This window comes from Paenibacillus sp. JNU01 (assembly GCF_059130585.1).
In genome coordinates this window covers 3572530-3588258 of record NZ_CP169723.1, presented here as the reverse complement: position 1 = coordinate 3588258, position 15729 = coordinate 3572530, and the positions used below count along the sequence as shown (strand labels likewise).

The window sequence follows — 15729 nt, the reverse complement described above, 5'->3', positions numbered from 1 at the left end:
TAATGAAAATACGTACCTGAAAAACTGTGCATGAAAAAGACCGTCCCGCATGTCGTAAGCATGGCGAGACGGTCCTCATGAATGTGCGTAAACGTACTCGTTAGAGTCAAATGTAATAGTCGAATGTAATTTGAGCCGGATGTAGCGAAGGAGATGGTGATTCGCTGCGTGGTGGCGAGGGTCCGGCAATTCTAACGAACCTGAGACGTGCAGCATGGAAACGATGCTCTTTCAATGTAACGAACCTGAGACGCGCTATTGGAGGATATTTCGCAAAATCAAAATTCTAACGAATCACAGACACGTTAATGATCAACATATTAGGTTCTAGCGCAGTTTTGCGCCCATGTAAGCTGATATAAGGCGTCTCAGATTCGTTAGATTTTTAAAACACGCTAAAAGCTGCAAATAAGACGTCTACGATTCGTTAGCTGCTCCATGTTCAACGTTTTGACTCTCCAACGTGTAACATTGAGCCTTTTAACCCCGCTCTAAGCCTCAAACGCTCCAAATCTCCAATCCCAACCCCCAGACCTAACCCAATAACCAAACCCAATAACCAAACCCAACAACCAAACCCCAACCCTCGAAACTTAAACCGCCCAATTCTCCGGTCATCTTCCCGCATTGCCTATCCCTGCATCGTCTTGTTCTGAAAAGCAGCGATATCCGCATACTCTTCTTCGAATTTGCGGGAGATGCGGATGAAGATCGGCAGCAGTTCCCGGTAGACACGGACACTGTCCGGGTCCGGCTGGTGTCTGTGCGTTGATCCGATCATGCCGGAGACGGCGCTCAGGGAATCAATGCGGCCAAGGGCGTACAAGCCCAGTACGGCTGCGCCGAGACAGGAGCTTTCAATACTTTCGGGGATGATGACATCCTGATCGAAAATATCCGCCATCATCTGGCGCCACAACTCGGAGCGGGCGAAGCCGCCTGTCGCCTGAATCTTTTTCGGACGACCGATCTTTTCTTCAATTGCTAACATAACCGTGTACAGGTTGAACAATACACCTTCGAGCGCAGCGCGAATCATATGTTCTTTCTTATGATGCAGCGTCAGGCCAAAGAACGAACCGCGTGCATTGGGATTCCAGAGCGGAGCTCGCTCACCTGTCATGTACGGATGGAACAAGAGACCTTCTGAACCCGGAGGTACATTTTCGGCAACACGAGTGAGCACCTCATACGGATCGATGCCAAGTCTTTTCGCAGTCTCCACCTCGGAAGCCGCAAACTCGTCCCGAATCCAGCGAAAAATAACACCGCCGTTGTTCACGGGGCCGCCAATCACCCAGGCATCCTCCGTGAGCGCATAACAGAAGAAGCGTCCTTTCGGATCGGTCACCGGTTTATCCACGACGGTACGAATTGCTCCACTGGTACCAATGGTCACGGCCACAACGCCTGGATCGATGGCGTTAACGCCCAGATTGGAGAGCACGCCATCACTGGCCCCGATGACAAACGGTGTGGTGAACGCAATGCCCATCTCCTTGGCGTACTCCGGGTGCAATCCATGTTTCAGCACATGGGTGGTCGGTACCAATCGGGATAGGTGTTCCGGTGTGATGCCCGCCACATGGAGTGCTTCTGCATCCCAATCGAGTTTCTCCAGATTCATGAGTCCGGTCGCGGAGGCCATGGAGTGATCTATGACGTATTCAGAAAATAATTTATAGAACACATATTCTTTCATGGATATGAATTTGTGCGTCTGCTGGAACAGTTCTGGTTGATCCCGGGTGAGCCACATGATCTTGGTGAGTGGGGACATCGGATGAATCGGCGTACCTGTTCTCAGATAGATTTCGTGACCATTCATCTCCGATTTGAGTACTTCGGTCCACTCAGCACTGCGATTATCTGCCCATGTCATGGCCCGCATCAGCGGTGTGCCGTGTTGATCGACTGGCAGAATGCTGTGCATGGCTGAGCTGAACGAGACAAATAGGATCTCGTCTGGCTTAACTCCTGCTTTGGTGGTCGCCTGTTTGACCGATTCGATGACTGCTTTGAAAATATCTTCCGCATCCTGCTCCGCAATCGCAGGTGTGGGGGTGTGCAGCGGATAATCGGCACTGCCTTGAGCCACAATGGTGCCGTTCTGCTCGAACAAGACGGCCTTGGTGGAGGTTGTGCCGATATCTACGCCGATCATATAGGGTGAAGAAGCCATTTTGTCATCCCTCTTTCTTAAATATATAAGTGAAAGAATGCTGTTACACGTTAACACTTCGGGTACAGAAAGCCTTCCGATCGCCTAAATGCGAAGCATATGCTTTCGAAGTAGCTTTCCTCTGGAAAGCTTTTAATTCCATTTCTTCAGGCCCTTTCTGTCCCCTTCGCGCACGTGACGCTAATCATCCAACTTATATGGCATCTGTTATTTCATCTATAGATAAGAATATCAGACTTGAGGGATGGATCAAAATTGGAACAGATTACGTCGATCTCGATTACACCAGCCTTAATCCTTCACCGCACCTGCGGCAATATCCGAGATAAACTGACGGCTGATGAACAGGAACATCACGATGAGCGGAATGACGGCAAGCAATGTACCTGCGATGACCATCGCATAGTCTGTGTTATACAGTCCGTTTAATTGAGACAACGCAATCTGCAACGTGTATTTGCGTTCATCCGTCAGGACGATCAAAGGCCACAGATAATCGTTCCATACGCCGATAAAGGTAAACGCGCCGAGGAAAGCAAAGGCAGGTCGCAGAATCGGCAGCGCCACGTTCCAATAGAGCCGGAAGAAATTACAGCCGTCGATGCGTCCTGCATCGAGCAGATCATTCGGAATCGACTCCGTGGCATATTGGCGAATCCAGAAGATCCCGAAGGCATTGACCATGCCTGGAATAATAAGGGCTTTGAAGGAACCGACCCAGCCGAACGTGGCCATCAGCACGAAGGAGGGCACCAGTGACAGCTGGGAAGGTACCATCATGGTCGCGAGCAGCAAGATGAAAAGCCACTTTTTGCCGGGAAATTCAAACTTCGCAAACGCAAACCCCGCCAGTGAGTCAAAAAACAGTACCAGAATGGTCACGAGGCCCGACACAAACAACGTATTCAGAAAGGCGCCCCAAAAATCAATCTGCTGTAACACTCGCGTAATATTATTCCACAATTCGCCCCCGAACCAGAGCTGCGGTGGAAACTTGTAGATATCGGACGTTGTCCGGGTGGACATTACAATCAGCCAATAGAACGGGAACATGGATATGAGCATGCCCCCGATAAGACCGGTATACAACACCAGCGATTTGAGGTGTTTGGTCGCCATGTGCGCTCCCCCTTATCACATCAGGATGATTTGCCTTGAACAAGCTTCCAGTTCACAATCGAGAACAGGGCGATAATGAGGAACATACCCCAGCCAACAGCAGCGCCGTATCCGAAGTAATTGTTAATGAAGGATTCACGGTAGAGGTACAGTACAATCGTCATGCCTGCTGCACCCGCGCCACCATCATTGCCTACCAATACTTGCGGCTCGGTGAACAGCTGCATCCCGCCGATGGTTGATGTAATGACTGTGAACAGGATGACTGGACGCAACATCGGGATTGTGATCCGGAAAAAGGACTGTATCGCGGATGCCCCGTCAATCTTGGCTGCTTCGTATAACGTCTGGGGAATACTCTGTAGCCCGGCCAGATAGATAACGGCGTTATATCCGGTCCAGCGCCAGACCACCATGGAGGAGATCGCAACTTTGATGCCCCATGGTGCATTTAGCCACTCCACAACCGGTAGCCCGACCGATTGCAGCAGATAATTGAGAAAACCATAATTGTTGGCAAATAAGGCACCGAAGATAATGGCTACCGCCACAATGGACGTGACGTTTGGCAGGAAATAACCGACCCGAAATAATGTACGGAACTTCACAAATGGTGCATGCAGCAGAAAGGCAATAATCAATGCGAAGAAGAGCATCGGAATCGTCGAATAGATCCAGATCATGAAGGTGTTGCCCACGGCTTGCCAGAATTCGGCATCGGTCAGCATGTATTTGAAATTGTTAAACCCGTTGTACGTCATGATCCCGATGCCATCCCATTTATGAAAAGCCAGATAGAGGGAGAACCCGATCGGGAATAGGCCAAATACGGCAAACAGAATATAAAAAGGCGATATCGCAACATAAAGTGCACGATGCTCCCACATTCTGGACCAGAGTGACTTCTGCCGATCCAGATCAGGTCTGGTATTGCCAGGATCGGGCGTAAGACGAGGTTCAGTTACAGCCATATGAATTCCTCCTTTGCGGATAACAAGACCACATAAAACCAGGACCAGTAATCAGGATAACGCTGTATTTTATACTCACCGCTGCAATTCCCGCTCAACGCGGTGTACCGTATCCGTCCAAACCTGCTGTGGATTGGCATTTTGCTTCGCGATATCATTCAGCCTTCGCGTAATAATGTTGTGTACAGAGGGGTATCTTTCACCAAAAAAAGCATCCGGTACTTGCTGTGCCGAGTCGGCAAATACAGGGCCGGTCGCTTGCCCACCGAAGAAGGGTTCCTTCTCTGTCATGGCAGAGTCGTCAAATACACCTGGTGCAGAAGGGAACAGGTTCAATGTCTGATATTGCTCCAACTGATTCTCGGGACTTTGCAGCCAGCGAACCAGTTCAAAGGCTTCCTGAGGATGTTCACTCGACTTCAGGATAGACAGGAATGATCCTCCGTTGTTGCCATCCCCTCCCGGAGCCCGAGCTACTCGCCACTTTCCGGATGTATCCGGTGCAGCTTCCTGAAGTACTTGCTTCATCCAGACAGCACCCACGAACGAGGCGACTTCACCGTTATTCATCGCTGCGTTCCAGCCCGGAGTCCAGCCATCTGCATTGGCAAGCAAGCCTTTCTCTTTAAATGCAACGGCCGTATCCCAGCTCTTGCGCACAGTAGGGGAATCCATACCGATAAAGGACCCATCCGGGCGGAAATAACGTTCGGCAGCCTGTGATAAGACTTGATTGTAAACGGTTGCAATATTGTCGGTCAGAAATACCTTGCCTCCGAATTTTTCCTTGATCTTCTCTCCGGCAGCAGCATAAGCTTCCCAGCTGTTGATCTGACGTGTAACGTCTTCAGGATCAGACGGCAATCCGGCCTCCTTAAACAGATCTTCCCGGTAGAAGAGGGCTGTCGGTCCCGTATCCATGGGGAAACCGATCATCTGTCCATTTGGCGTCACGCCTTGCTTCCACTTCCACGGCAGATATTGGTCTTCAATATCTCCTGCACCAAGATCATACAGATTATAGAAACGGTCCTCACTGGGGAATAGCTCCATGATCCAGTCGTTCAGTGCAACAATGTCTGGCTCACCTGAGCGTGCAGCGAGTGTTGTTTTGAGCTTTGCTTTGAAATCACCGCCGATTTTCTGAGCTGTCAGTTCGATATTGGGGAACTTTTCTTTAGCCCTGGCAATCAACTTATCATCAATGGAACGGTTCCAGTACCATAATGTAAGCGTTACCTTTTTGTTGTTCGCTGAATCGTCCTGTCCGGGCCAGATGGAGCATCCGCTTATGAGCAGGACGCAGACCATCAGTATGGCTGTCCAGCATGTTCTTTTCCGGCGGATCATGTGTATTACCCCCTCATCGTTAAGTTCGAGGCATGAAGTGCTTTGTACTACAACATTAGTGTATGAGCAGTTTATTAAGTCATACCCAATATTCCTGAAATGAAACACATATTTGTGTCCATTGCGTAACATAAATTGGGTAGTTACTTTAAAAATAAAAGTTACTTGACACAATATAATTTTTATTCTAAACTAACTTACATAAAGTAACTAATGATGATGAGAATAATATAGATACCTACTATATAACATCTGAGTGATCCATTTTCGCTCTAGATGCGAATCAATCAACAGACAGTGGCCTAAACAGGAGGAACGACAATGATCAATTCACATATTATTCAACTGCTTGCCCCCAAAATTCAGACTTTTCCGAGTGGAAAAGAGTTTATATACCTGGTGGGACCGATCAAGCTTCCGGTTAACCTGGATGGGGAGACCAAGACATTTCAGTGGTATAGCTGGATGAAATCGGACAAAGCGATGGAGAGCGGCGAGTTAATTGAATCTCTCGCTGCTGCTGAACTGGCAGAGCGCCAACAATCCAGTGTTCTGGTGTATGGTGATTTTGCCGAAGCGCAAGAAGCATTAATTCGGATGCACAGCATCTGTCATACAGGCGATATCTTTGGCAGCAAACGCTGTGATTGCGGTTTTCAGTTGGAGCAATCCATGAAGATGATCGCCGCTCACGGAGCAGGTGCCCTGTTCTATCTTGCGAACCATGAAGGCCGTGGTATCGGTCTGTTCAGCAAAGCGATGGCGTACATTTTGCAAGAGGAGGGTCTGGATACGGTAGATGCGAACTTGCAGCTTGGATTCACGGACGACGCTCGTAATTATGACGATGCGATTGCTGTGTTACGTGCGCTTCGTTCCGCACCCGTTACATTGATCACCAACAATCCACGGAAGCTGGCTGCCTTGCAGGAAGCGGGATTGAATGTGGGCGGACGTGTCCCACTGTGGGGCGATCGCTCTGCGTTCAACGAGAAATATCTGCAGACCAAAGTGAACCGTTCCGGTCACTTGGCAGAAAATGATGGCTGGGCTGGGGCAGATACGCTGCTTCCGCATGCACAGGCTTAATGATAATTCATTAAAGGGCACGATTAACTGGGAGCCGTTGTTGTACTCTCCATTAAGGAGAAATACAGCAACGGCTTTTTGGTGCGATCTTGATAGCCGGCAAGCAACCAGATTTCCTGATTTACGGAATGGCTTGCCGTTCTCACTGGACGGATTATACAATATAGGCATCTGATGAATGCGGGAGGAACGAAGGTGCCATTTGAGGGACAACGTATATTGCCAGCTGCGAAGAGCATGAAGCAGTTTGAAGCGATGATTGAAGGCCCTTATACCTATGGGGTGATGCTGGAAACCCATATTGCTCAGCTTCAGAGTGTGATGGACGAGGCGAAGCGGTACGACAAGAAAATACTTTTGCATGCAGATTTGGTACAGGGATTGAAGAATGATGAGTATGCGGCAGAGTATCTGTGTCAGCACATTCGTCCGGCAGGACTGATCTCTACACGTGCAAGTGTCATTCAGAAAGCGAAGCAGAAAGGGATTACAGCTATTCAGCGTATTTTTCTGCTGGACACCCACGCCCTGGAGAAAAGTTATCTGTTACTGGCCAAAACTCAACCGGATTATATTGAAGTATTACCTGGTGTCATTCCGCATATTATTGCGGAAGTGTCTGTGCGTACCGGTATCCCTATTATTGCAGGGGGATTGATTCGATCACCGGAAGAGGTTGAACTTGCGCTTGGTGTCGGGGCTACGGCAGTGACCACATCCAATGCAGATTTGATCCGACACTTTGAGAAATCGCTTACACCCTAAAAAGAACCCACAACAGGAGGTTATCTGTATGGAAAAGTATATATTGGCTCTGGATCAGGGAACGACAAGCTCCCGAGCTATTCTGTTTAACCGTGGAGGAGAGATCGTGCACATTGCACAGCAGGAATTCCCTCAGTATTTCCCCAAGCCGGGCTGGGTGGAGCAGAATGCCAACGAAATCTGGAGTTCCATTCTTGCCGTGATGGCTTCATGTCTGGCAGAGAGCGGCATCAAACCGATCCAGATTGCGGGAATTGGAATTACCAATCAGCGGGAGACTGTGGTGGTATGGGACAAAGTAACAGGCAGACCGATCTATAATGCAGTGGTATGGCAGTCCAGACAGACTGCAGATATCTGTGAAGAATTGAAGATGCAAGGTCTGGGGGACCTTTTCCGCAGCAAAACAGGATTACTGATCGATCCCTATTTCTCGGGAACGAAGGTCAAATGGATCCTGGATCATGTTCCTGGCGCCCGGGAGCGGGCAGAGAAGGGGGAATTACTGTTTGGCACGATTGATAGCTGGCTGATCTGGAAACTAAGCGGGGGGACACATGTCACGGATATATCCAATGCCTCACGTACTCTGATGTACAACATCTATGATCTGCAATGGGATGACGAATTGTTGGAGATCCTCGACATTCCTAAGGCCATGCTGCCAGAAGTGCGAGGTTCATCCGAGGTATATGCACACACGACAGACTATCATTTCTTCGGTCATCGGGTTCCGATTGCTGGAGCGGCAGGAGATCAGCAGGCAGCGATGTTTGGTCAGGGATGTTACACCAAGGGCAGTATGAAAAATACATATGGTACCGGATGTTTCATGCTCATGAATACGGGAGAGAACCCGGTACAATCCGATCACGGACTGATTACAACCATTGCCTGGGGGATGAATGGCAAGGTTGAATATGCGCTTGAAGGCAGTATTTTTGTTGCTGGTTCAGCGGTTCAGTGGCTGCGTGACGGATTAAGGATGCTTCGATCCTCCAAAGACAGTGAGGACTACGCCTCGCGCGTGCCTTCAACGGACGGCGTATATATGGTACCTGCTTTTGTGGGGCTGGGCAGTCCGTATTGGGATAGCGAGGTTAAGGGTGCGGTGTTTGGCCTGACCCGAGGCACGACGAAGGAACACTTCATCCGTGCTACGCTTGAAGCGTTGGCATACCAGACCAAAGATGTACTGGAGGCCATGGAATCCGACTCGGGTATCCCCGTGCATGCTCTGCGTGTGGATGGGGGAGCGGCAGCGAATGATTTTCTCATGCAATTCCAAAGTGATATTCTAGGCATTCCTGTCGAACGCCCAACGGTGAATGAAACGACGGCATTGGGTGCGGCTTATCTGGCAGGATTGGCGGTTGGATATTGGACGAGTGCGGATGAATTGACCGATCATGAAAATACGGAGCGTGTCTTCCAGCCTGTTATGGCGGAGCATCAGCGGACAGAACTGTATGCAGGCTGGAAGCGAGCAGTGAAAGCGGCGATGGCTTTTAAATAAAAAGAAATAAAATATATCTCATTGTGGGTATTTGTACTTTTTAACTAAACATATGTTATAAATGATATTTACTGGTGGAAAATGATGCATGATTTACAGGGTTATTCTTCCTGGAGATGCCGAAACGTAAACCCACTATAAGGAAAAAATCGAGGTTAGTGGATTCATTTGAAATTCCATCCTTTGGTAGAACAGGTTTTTGAATATTTTTTGAATAATGTGTCATTTCAGGACTTCACGCCGTGAAAAATCTGTGATAGGATAAAGGCACAAGTTAAAAAATGATGTCTGGAGATCGGGAGGGACCACGTGCCGCTCAGCAATTGCTGAGCGAATGACGTGGTCCTTTTTTTGTTTTTTTACGGAAACATTAAGGAAATCAATGGGAGGTTCAGGAATGACAGAAACGTTCTCTTCAGCACACCGGACCGAATATTTGCGAGGCATGGCGAATGCACATTTTGACATATTGATTATTGGCGGTGGGATTACAGGCGCAGGGATTGCATTGGATGCAGTTTCACGCGGATTGAAGACAGCACTTGTAGAAATGCAGGATTTTGCAGCGGGTACATCCAGTCGTTCGACCAAACTGGTCCATGGCGGATTGCGATATTTGAAACAATATGAAGTGAAGATGGTTGCTGAGGTAGGACGGGAGCGGGCTATCGTTTATGAAAATGGGCCACATGTGACAACACCGGAACCGATGTTGTTACCGATCTACACGGCAGGTACGTTCGGCCGATTCAGCACATCCATTGGACTGATGGTGTATGATCGGCTCGCCGGGGTGAAGCGCAGTGAACGACGCCAAATGTTGAATGCTGGAGCGGTGTCAGATTGTGAACCTTTATTGCGCAAACAGGGGTTATTGGGTGGTGGACTCTATGTGGAGTACCGGACTGACGATGCCCGCCTCACCATTGAAGTGTTGAAAGAAGCTGTCAAACGCGGGGCACAGGCAGTGAACTATGTCAAGGCGACGGGTTTTCTGAAGGAGGATGGCCAAATTACAGGTATTCAGGCCATCGATCAGATCAATGGGCAGAATTATACGCTGAAAGCAAGCAAGGTGATCAACGCTTCCGGTCCATGGGTGGACGGTCTGCGGGAATTGGATGGCTCGCGCCAGGGGAAAACGCTGCAGATGACCAAAGGCATTCATCTGGTCTTTGATGGTGAACGATTCCCATTGAGGCAGGCAGTCTATTTTGATACACCAGATGGTCGAATGGTGTTTGCTGTCCCACGTGATGGCAAAACCTATGTCGGAACAACCGACACCGTATATCAGGACGATCCTGCACACCCGCAAATCTCCGAATCGGATCGAGATTATGTAATTGATGCAATCAATGGCATGTTTCCAGATGTACACATTGGTATCGAAGACGTGGAATCCGGATGGGCGGGTGTGCGTCCACTTATTCATGAGGAAGGCAAGAATCCCTCCGAAATCTCACGTAAAGATGAAGTCTGGGTCTCTGATTCCAATCTGATTACGATTGCCGGGGGCAAATTGACCGGATACCGTAAAATGGCCGAGATGGTCGTTGATCTGGTCGCACGCCAGATGGAGCAGGAGAGTGGACATAACATAGGCCCATGCGTAACGAAGAAGATGCCCATCTCCGGCGGTGACGTAGGCGGTTCGGCTGGATTTGTATCGTATGCGGAGCGCAAGATCAAGGATGGTGTCGCTTTGGGGCTTACTCGGCCTGCCGCAGAGCGGCTGGTTCGCACGTATGGTTCCAATGTAAAAGCACTGTATGAGCGAATGCCTGATCCCCGCACCAAGGCTGAGCTCCATGGCATGCCACAGGAGCTACTGTTGATGCTGCGTTACGCGATTGATGAAGAGATGGCTGTAACCCCGTCTGACTTTTTGGTACGAAGAACAGGTCATTTATTCTTCCGCATTGATGAAGTACGTCGCTATAAAACAGCGGTTATCTCGTATATGGCCGATTGTTTGAACTGGTCGGAAGAGCAAACGTTCAAGCACACACAGGAACTGAATCAGCTGTTGCTGGAAGCATCCGGCAAAATCTAAGGCAGGATTTCAAGGCCGAGAGTCGAATGGAACATGTAAGCGTGTAACATAGAGAGGGGATTACATCCATGACATTACAGATCGGAATCATTGGAACAGGCTGGTTCAGTAAGGTGCACGCGGATATTCTCGCACGAATGGAAGGTGTTCGTGTCGCGAGTGTCTGTGGAACAACGTTGGAAAAGGCAGAGGCCATGGCCTCCGTATATGATGCTGTTGGTTACGGGGAACTTGAACATATGCTGGATGGTGAGAAGTTGGATGCGGTATATATCTGTGTGCCTCCGATGTCTCACGGATCGATAGAGTCCGAATTAATCCGCCGGGGTATTCCATTCCTGGTGGAGAAACCATTGAGCACCGGAATGGACGTGCCACGTCAGGTGTTGGATCAGGTGCAGAAGAGCGGATTGTTAACCTCTGTCGGATACCATTTCCGTTATCAGGAGGCTGCTCAAGTAATGCAACAAGCGATGAAAGAACAGACTGTTGGCATGGCTCTTGGCCGCTGGATGGGCGGAATGCCAGGGGTTGCCTGGTGGCGGCGTCAGGATGGTTCTGGAGGACAATTCGTAGAGCAGACTACACATATTGTAGACTTGCTTCGGTATTGGGCAGGAGAAGTTACAGAGGTATATGCTGTAGCAGCTCAGCGAAGCATGCATGAGAAACATGAAAATGTCAGCGTTGCTGATGTGGCGAATGTGACGCTCAAGCTGGAAAGTGGAGCGATTGCAAGCATCGCCAATACCTGTCTGTTGCCAGACGGAGAGGGCGGCGCAGGACTCCAATTCTACACGGATGCAGGTGTGTGGGACTGGACACCGGAACGTTTGCTTCTGCCAAGTGCCGCAACACATGCGATGGCAGGACTGGAGATTTCGGCAGGACCTAATCCATACGAGCGTGAGAATGAAGCGTTCATTCATGCCCTGCGTACCGGGGACCGTTCACGAATCCTGTCCGATTATGCGGATGCCTGCCGTACACAGGAGATTACGACGGCGGCGTTGGCATCGGCTGATTCCGGTCTGCCTGTCAAGCTTCAGCCCTCAAAGCATCTCTCTCATTAATCAAGGTTGAACGTAATATAAATACGCCTGAATCAGAAACTGATCGGTAGATCAGCCTGATTCAGGCGTATTTGTGTCGAGCGGACATGAATGGATCGGCATTCAAATTACTCGGATTTCTGCTGTTTCAACCAGTCGGAAGACCAGCTGTAGATCTGATCAATGACAGGTTCAATCGCTCTGCCTTTGGGTGTTAATTCATACTCTACACGAGGAGGAATCTCCGGAAACATGTGCCGGGTTACAATGCCTTCCGTCTCCATTTCCTTCAATCTCTCCGATAAAAGTCGTCCACTGATCGCCATCTCTGCTTCAAGCTCCGTGAACCGTTTGGGTCCGGACAACAGTTGGTACATGATCAACAGTACCCATTTCTTGCCTATAATGTCTATCGCCTGAGTAATCATACAGGGACTTGGTGCTTTTACTTTTCTCAGTTTCAACTTATTCACCTCGCTTCATGATCATTTTCTTCACAGTTGTATATGAAAGGACATGGTTTCTGCCACTTTTGGAATGGTAGAACATTCAAGTAAATGAGGGTTACTACAAAATATACTGTAACATACCTTTTGTATGTATTATACATCATATGGTGAGAAATTACTTGAAGAAATTATATTATTAATATATACTAACTTCATAAAAGTAAGTTGGTGATAAATAATACGTATAATATGAACACGTACTATTTTGAAAATGGAACTGGGCTAAACGCTTGAAAACAGAGTGACCCTTTGGGAACTTTTACATAGATTTTTTTTACAATGTACAGCAAAAATATTCATTACATAGTAGGAACATATAATTTGTCACAGGAGGATCTACATATGAACAAAATTTTGGGTTATATTTTTCTGGTTATTCTTGCGGGTGTGTTCGTCATGACGGGGTTTAATAAAATTACTGGAGCAGACATGATGGTTCAGACATTCGAGAGTTTCTCTTATCCAACATGGACCATGTATCTGCTTGGCGCTGCCGAGTTGCTTAGCGCAGTCGGACTGCTGATTCCACGGACTCGTATCCTGGCTTCAGGCATACTGACATTCATTCTGATTGGAGCCGTGGGAAGCCATCTGATCTATGCACAATATGCTGCGGTTCCATTCCCGGCTGTGTTGTTGGTAGCTAACATTATTGTCCTGATTGTGGGCATGCGCAGATTGGAAGCGGAAGAAGAAGGCCGGATGGATGCGATTCAGGCATAATTGAGAGACAGCAAGAAGATGACCACTGCCAATAAGCGGTGGTCATCTTCTTATGTAAGACTTCGTTTGGCACGTGTGATAATTCGCAGTGTATGTTTGGTATCGGACTGCTGAATCCAAGTGTCACAGACCTGCCGGACCCACTCGGGATTTGTTTTGCCGGCATCGTTCAGCCAGTTGCTTACCGAATCCTGTACATACTTATGAGCATCCGATTTCACCGCGTCAAGCAAGGGAAGGGCCATAGCCGGGTTTTCTTTTAACTCCGGAATATGTTTGGCCCATACGCCACGAGGTCTGATGCATTCTATGGCAAACCGACGGATCAGTGGATCAGGGTCAACGCTCCATGGGATCAAATCGTGCAAAGCGGAGGATAAATCGGCAGAGATGGGCTCCCGTACCGCCATCCAGGCAATTTCCCTTACACCAAAGTGATGATCTGCTGCAAAGGGGCGAATACGCTCCAACTTTTCAGTCAGGTTGAGCCGGGAATCCAACCCAATGATATAAGCCGCCCAGCAGCGAATACTGTCTGAACGATGTTCTGCAATGGAACGCAAGAGATTGGGATGTTCATTCATGGTTAGACAATTCAACAGATTAAGCCATTGCATAGCTATGGCCGGGATGATTTTCATAATTCGCTGTTCATTCATCTGTCTTAACTGTGCAGTAATTGCTCCGGTTTCGGCATCCATTCCCCATTCATGGGTAACCCTCTCAAAAAGAGAAATATGATCTACTGCCAGCCATTCGGTCAGATTGACCGACTCAATATGTCCTGCTTGTAGCCCATTGCGGATATGCTCCGGGATTTCCGCAGCTTTACGGGCGCCTTTGCGAAGAAGAATGTCTTCAGGGATAAACAGATCTGACTTAGCATCCAACGGTATACTCCTCCTTGGTTGTATAGACTCATGCGTTATACAATACAACTTGCCGGAGAACAGGGATGTAAGGCATCTTACAACTGTGCAGTGATTTTTCGAAGGGTAGCGATTTCGTCACGATGAAGGGAGACTGATTTGAATCCGGTACGAATACGGCCTGCTCTTGCTAACTCTTGCATAGCAACGGTGACCGATTCCCGCGTGGCTCCCGCCATCCAAGCAATCTCCTGATGCGTAAGTGCCAGTTGAATCTTGCAGAACTCCTCTTCTTCGATGCATCCCATCTGTTCAGCCAGCCGGAAGAGATTATGTATCACCTTTTCGTGCAGGGTACCGAGTGCAAGCGTCTGTGTCAACTCGCTCATTCGCTTGATCCGCTCACTTAGTATGTTCATCATTCTCATCATAAATTCCGGATGCCCAATCAGAAACTGTTCAAAACGCGGTTTGTTCATCAGGCAAATATCACATTCCTCCATCGTTTCGATATAAACGGCACGTGTTCCGAGTGAGATTCCATTCATCTCTCCAAACACGTTACCTTCCGTCAACATATCAAGCGTGAACTGCTTGCCCTCCGGGTTCAATGTATATAAACGAACCTTTCCCCGTTTTACAAAATAGAAACCTTCCGTAAATGTATCCGGTGTCTGGATCTGACTGTCTTTAGGTAAGGTTGTGATAGAAGTCATCTCATCCATTTCAATCAGGTCGGCCTCGGACAAGGAGGACAGCAGGTCGAATTGTGATAAATACAGAATTTTATCCATAGCATTCCTTCCCATAACATTATGAAAATAAAAAAAGAAGAACCCACGAAAAACAACGGGTTCTCTTGCAGCGGGACTTCCGGCATCGGAAGGTCTTCTGACTATAAATGATCGAATGCCATTTTAATTATAGTAACTTTTTTAATTGAGAGACGCGTCCTTGGCTGATGCCAAGCTTTTCCGCAATTTGCTGTTGAGCCAAACCTGGATTCTGTTCAACAATTTCTTTCATTTGTTGCAGCATGCGTGCCGTTTTCGGCCGCAAATCCGGATATTCTTGGTTGTCAGCTGTGGTCCCTTCTTCCCTAGCGGGAGATGAGACAGGGGCGGATTTGGAAGCAGGACGCTCCACGGGTGCAGGAGCCTGTTTGTTCTGAGGTACGAACCAGTCGGGAGAGTCATCCGGGTGTTTTAATTGAATTGCACAAGTCCGGCAGATGAATTGTTCTTTGAAATACATTTCCGTATCTACATCACCGCAAAAAATACATAATGTTGATTTGTACTTTCTCAAAATCAACTCTTTCCCTTCAATGAAAAACTCAAGCGGATCGCCGATATGGATTTCCATCGTATCCCGCATTTCTTTGGGAAGGACAATTCGTCCAAGACGGTCCAGAGATCTCTTCATTCCGGTTCTTTTCATCGCATCTCCCCCGCAATATTCACAATTAAAACCTGTCCTTATTGTAAGGAAGAAAGGGCTTTAATACAACAATAATATTTCAAAAAAG

The 15729-nt window shown here is 48.2% G+C and carries 14 protein-coding genes; 6 read left to right on the top strand and 8 right to left on the bottom strand.

Translation table 11 applies throughout. The features are described 5' to 3' along the window. Positions 1–631: 631 nt before the first annotated feature. The 4 genes from gntK to NLBNIHML_RS15565 form a co-directional block, all read right to left on the bottom strand. The gene (gene gntK / locus NLBNIHML_RS15580) at positions 632–2182 is read right to left on the bottom strand and encodes a gluconokinase (protein WP_494352241.1); all 1551 of its coding nucleotides are present in this window, start codon (positions 2180–2182) and stop codon (positions 632–634) included. 291 nt (positions 2183–2473) lie between these two features. Next, on the bottom strand, positions 2474–3301 hold the full coding sequence (locus NLBNIHML_RS15575) for a carbohydrate ABC transporter permease (RefSeq protein ID WP_036612996.1): 828 nt from the start codon (positions 3299–3301) through the stop codon (positions 2474–2476). Between the two features lie 20 nt (positions 3302–3321). Next, complete coding sequence (locus tag NLBNIHML_RS15570; protein WP_339243235.1) at positions 3322–4188, bottom strand: carbohydrate ABC transporter permease; 867 nt, start codon at positions 4186–4188, stop codon at positions 3322–3324. Positions 4189–4347: 159 nt separating this feature from the next. Beyond that, positions 4348–5622, bottom strand: coding sequence for an ABC transporter substrate-binding protein (locus NLBNIHML_RS15565; protein WP_494352240.1), 1275 nt, complete (start codon positions 5620–5622; stop codon positions 4348–4350). A gap of 321 nt (positions 5623–5943) precedes the next feature. Here NLBNIHML_RS15565 and NLBNIHML_RS15560 point away from each other — a divergent pair, with 321 nt between their 5' ends. From NLBNIHML_RS15560 to NLBNIHML_RS15540, 5 genes are all read left to right on the top strand, one after another. Further along, entirely contained in the window at positions 5944–6711 is a 768-nt protein-coding gene (locus tag NLBNIHML_RS15560) for a GTP cyclohydrolase II (protein ID WP_339257820.1), read from the top strand. 195 nt (positions 6712–6906) lie between these two features. After that, positions 6907–7476 carry a glycerol-3-phosphate responsive antiterminator gene (locus NLBNIHML_RS15555; RefSeq protein ID WP_339257819.1) on the top strand — a complete coding sequence of 190 codons (570 nt, stop codon included), beginning with the start codon at positions 6907–6909 and terminating at the stop codon, positions 7474–7476. A gap of 28 nt (positions 7477–7504) precedes the next feature. Then, positions 7505–8992: a glycerol kinase GlpK gene (gene glpK, locus NLBNIHML_RS15550; RefSeq protein ID WP_494352239.1), complete on the top strand. Its 1488-nt coding sequence runs from the start codon at positions 7505–7507 to the stop codon at positions 8990–8992. A gap of 397 nt (positions 8993–9389) precedes the next feature. Next, a complete protein-coding gene (locus tag NLBNIHML_RS15545) occupies positions 9390–11048 on the top strand; it encodes a glycerol-3-phosphate dehydrogenase/oxidase (protein ID WP_445252763.1) in 1659 nt (552 codons plus the stop codon). A gap of 68 nt (positions 11049–11116) precedes the next feature. Continuing rightward, positions 11117–12121 carry a Gfo/Idh/MocA family protein gene (locus tag NLBNIHML_RS15540; protein WP_494352238.1) on the top strand — a complete coding sequence of 335 codons (1005 nt, stop codon included), beginning with the start codon at positions 11117–11119 and terminating at the stop codon, positions 12119–12121. A gap of 107 nt (positions 12122–12228) precedes the next feature. On the opposite strand, the gene NLBNIHML_RS15535 is transcribed toward NLBNIHML_RS15540, so the two are convergent. Further along, on the bottom strand, positions 12229–12528 hold the full coding sequence (locus NLBNIHML_RS15535; protein ID WP_026081419.1) for a winged helix-turn-helix transcriptional regulator: 300 nt from the start codon (positions 12526–12528) through the stop codon (positions 12229–12231). Positions 12529–12951: 423 nt separating this feature from the next. Here NLBNIHML_RS15535 and NLBNIHML_RS15530 point away from each other — a divergent pair, with 423 nt between their 5' ends. After that, positions 12952–13332 carry a DoxX family protein gene (locus tag NLBNIHML_RS15530; protein ID WP_494352237.1) on the top strand — a complete coding sequence of 127 codons (381 nt, stop codon included), beginning with the start codon at positions 12952–12954 and terminating at the stop codon, positions 13330–13332. 50 nt (positions 13333–13382) lie between these two features. On the opposite strand, the gene NLBNIHML_RS15525 is transcribed toward NLBNIHML_RS15530, so the two are convergent. The 3 genes from NLBNIHML_RS15525 to NLBNIHML_RS15515 all read right to left on the bottom strand — a co-directional run bounded on the left by NLBNIHML_RS15525 (position 13383) and on the right by NLBNIHML_RS15515 (position 15641). Further along, a complete protein-coding gene (locus NLBNIHML_RS15525) occupies positions 13383–14222 on the bottom strand; it encodes a DNA alkylation repair protein (RefSeq protein WP_494352236.1) in 840 nt (279 codons plus the stop codon). A gap of 77 nt (positions 14223–14299) precedes the next feature. Continuing rightward, the gene (locus NLBNIHML_RS15520; RefSeq protein ID WP_494352235.1) at positions 14300–14995 is read right to left on the bottom strand and encodes a Crp/Fnr family transcriptional regulator; all 696 of its coding nucleotides are present in this window, start codon (positions 14993–14995) and stop codon (positions 14300–14302) included. Positions 14996–15122: 127 nt separating this feature from the next. Beyond that, on the bottom strand, positions 15123–15641 hold the full coding sequence (locus NLBNIHML_RS15515) for an AbrB/MazE/SpoVT family DNA-binding domain-containing protein (RefSeq protein ID WP_047840820.1): 519 nt from the start codon (positions 15639–15641) through the stop codon (positions 15123–15125). Positions 15642–15729: the final 88 nt, after the last annotated feature.